Source organism: Pseudomonas sp. sp1636, assembly GCF_030376615.1.
GTDB lineage: Bacteria > Pseudomonadota > Gammaproteobacteria > Pseudomonadales > Pseudomonadaceae > Aquipseudomonas.
On sequence record NZ_JARRAB010000038.1, the window covers coordinates 1 to 2,645 of the forward strand.

Genomic DNA, 2,645 nt, shown 5'->3' on the forward strand with positions numbered 1-2,645 from the left:
TGCGGATTCCACGGCACTTGGACACTCAGCCCACGATCATTTGGACACTCGTTCCATGCTCACTTGGACACCTGATCCACGTCCACTTGGACAGGCAGTCGGAGCGCAGCGACGCAGGATTGCATTGTTAGTCTGAAGTCTCTGTCGCCGTCAATTTCGTTGCGCGTCTGCGCATCGATTCGCCCTTCAGTTCGATCCGATAAGCGTTGTGCACCAGCCGGTCGAGGATCGCATCGCCCAAGGTCGGATCGCCGATCAGTGCGTGCCATTTGTCCACTGGCATCTGGCTGGTCACTAGCGTCGAGCGGTTGCCGTAGCGGTCGTCCAGCAGTTCAAGCATGTCGCGCCGTTGCGCAGCGGTAAACGGCGCCAGGCCCCAGTCGTCCAGGATCAGCAAGTCGGTCTTGGCATAACCCGCCATCAGTTTCGCGAAGCGGCCGTCGCCGTGGGCCAGGCCTAGTTCTTCCATCAAGCGCGGCAAGCGCAGATAACGCACGCTGTAACCGTCGCGGCAGGCCTTATGAGCCAGCGCGCAGGCGAGCCAGGTTTTGCCTACGCCAGTTGGGCCGCCGATGATCAGGTTCAGGCCGTCGCGCAGCCACTGGCCGCTACCCAGTTGCAGGATCAGAGATTTGTCCAGGCCGCGCGGGCTGCGGTAGTCGATGTCTTCCAGGCAGGCGTTATGGCGCAGTCGTGCGGCCTTGAGGCGAGTAGTCAGGCGTGCGTCTTCGCGCTCGGTCAGCTCGCGGTCGACCATCAGACCGAGGCGTTCGTCGAAGCTAAGATCGTTGATGTCAGGCGTTGCGTGTTGTTCGCCAAGCGCCTTGATCATGCCGTGCAGGCGCAGGGTTTGTAGCTTGTCGAGTGTCGGGTTGGGCAGCATTTTGGTGCTCCTTTTTCAGGTCAGTGGTAGTAGCCAGGGCCGCGCAGGTTGATGTGTTCTTCGGGCAGTAACGGCAGGTTTTGCTGGGCAAGCGGCAGCCGTTCCAGCCCTTGGCGCAGGATCGATTCCAGGCTTTTATAGCTGCACGCGCCCAGTGCCAGCGCTCGCTGGCAAGCGGCTTCCAGCCGCTCTTCGCCGTGCTGTTTGCTCAGGCGCAGGATCCCCAGGCAGGCGCGGAAGCCGTGCTGCGGATGGATTCGGCGTTCGAGGATATGAGCGATGACACCAGCGGTGTTCGGCCCGGTCTGCTCAGCCCAGTGGATCAGTCGCTGCGGCGTCCATTCAGCATGTTCGCGGTGACTTTTGGGCATTTGCTCGGTTTGGGTGGTGTGGCGGCCTTTGTGCGGCGAGCGCAGATGGCTGGCCACACGCTGGTTGGCGTGGAAGCACTCGACGGTCTTCGCGGTTAGCCGCACTTCGAGTTGGTGTTTCACCAGTTGGTACGGCACCGAGTAGTAATGGCCGTCGACCTCGACGTGGTAGTCGATGTGCACCCGCACCTTTTTCCATTCGGCGTAGACATACGGATGTTCTGGTAGCGGTTGCAGTGCGGGTTGGTCGATGGTCTCGAAGGCCGAGCGGCGTGAGCCGGGCAGCTTCTTGAAGGGCTTCTGATTGAGGCGATCCAGCAGCAGCGCGATGGCTGTGTTGAGTTCGCCCAAGGAGAAGAACTGGCGGTTGCGCAGCACCGCCAGGATCCACCGCTCGACGACCTGTACGCCGACTTCAACCTTGGCTTTGTCCTTGGGTTTACGCGAGCGCGCGGGCAGCACGGCTACGCCGTAATGCTCGGCGAGATCGCGGTAACTGGGGTTGATATCCGGCTCGTAGCGATGCGCCTTGGTGACGCCGCTGCGCAGATTGTCCGGTACCAGGATCTGCGATGTACCGCCGAGAAAGGCGAAGCAGCGTACGTGCGAGCCCAGCCAGTCAGGCAGCTTCTGCGACCAGGTGGCCTCGGCGAAGGTGTAGCTGGACGCGCCGAGGACGGCGACGAAGATCTGCGTCTGGCGGATCTCGCCGGTTCGCTGATCAATGACCGGCACGGTCTGGCCGGCGTAATCGACAAACAGCTTTTCGCCAGCATGGTGTTCCTGGCGCATGACCACGTCGACCTTGGCAGCCCAGAGGCGGTAGTGCTCGCAGAACCAGCTGTATTGGAAGCCTTGCGGATGGGTGAGCCGATACTCTTGCCAGAGCAGGGCCAAGGTGACGCCGGGGCGACGTAACTCGGCATGGACATGAGCCCAGTCCGGCATCGGACGTTGATCGCTAGGAACCGTCGGCGCTGGCGGGAACAGACATCGCTCCAGTTCGGCGTCCGACAACTGCGTGGGCCAAGTCAGCCCGCAAGCGTTGAAGCGGTGCAGGTAATTGCCAGCACTGCCGCTGCTGATGCGTAGGCTGGTGGCAATTTTGCGCACGGACAGGCCGGCGTCGAACTTTAGGCGTAGTACCTCTCGGATTTTACGCATGGATATACGCTCCACGACGACCTCTTCGCTTCGAGAAAAGAGGTCGATGGTAGTGAATAATCCTGCGTTGCTGCCTGCCTGAGCGGGGGGTCGGATCAGTGAGAGATCACTGTCCAAGTGCTCGTGGAATCAGTGTCCAAGGGGCCGTGGAATGAGTGTCCAAGTCAGCGTGGAATCGCTGTCCAAGTGTTCGTGGACTGGGTGTCCAAGTGCGCATGGAATCCCCA

The 2,645-nt window shown here is 61.2% G+C and carries 2 protein-coding genes; both read right to left on the reverse strand.

Features of this window, described 5'->3' with window-relative positions; translation table 11 throughout:
- Positions 1-127: 127 nt before the first annotated feature.
- A complete protein-coding gene (gene istB, locus P8H27_RS20430; RefSeq protein WP_025163932.1) occupies positions 128-883 on the reverse strand; it encodes an IS21-like element ISPsy14 family helper ATPase IstB in 756 nt (251 codons plus the stop codon).
- Between the two features lie 20 nt (positions 884-903).
- Positions 904-2,418, reverse strand: a complete 1,515-nt coding sequence (istA, locus tag P8H27_RS20435; RefSeq protein WP_289639582.1) for an IS21 family transposase — start codon at positions 2,416-2,418, stop codon at positions 904-906.
- Positions 2,419-2,645: the final 227 nt, after the last annotated feature.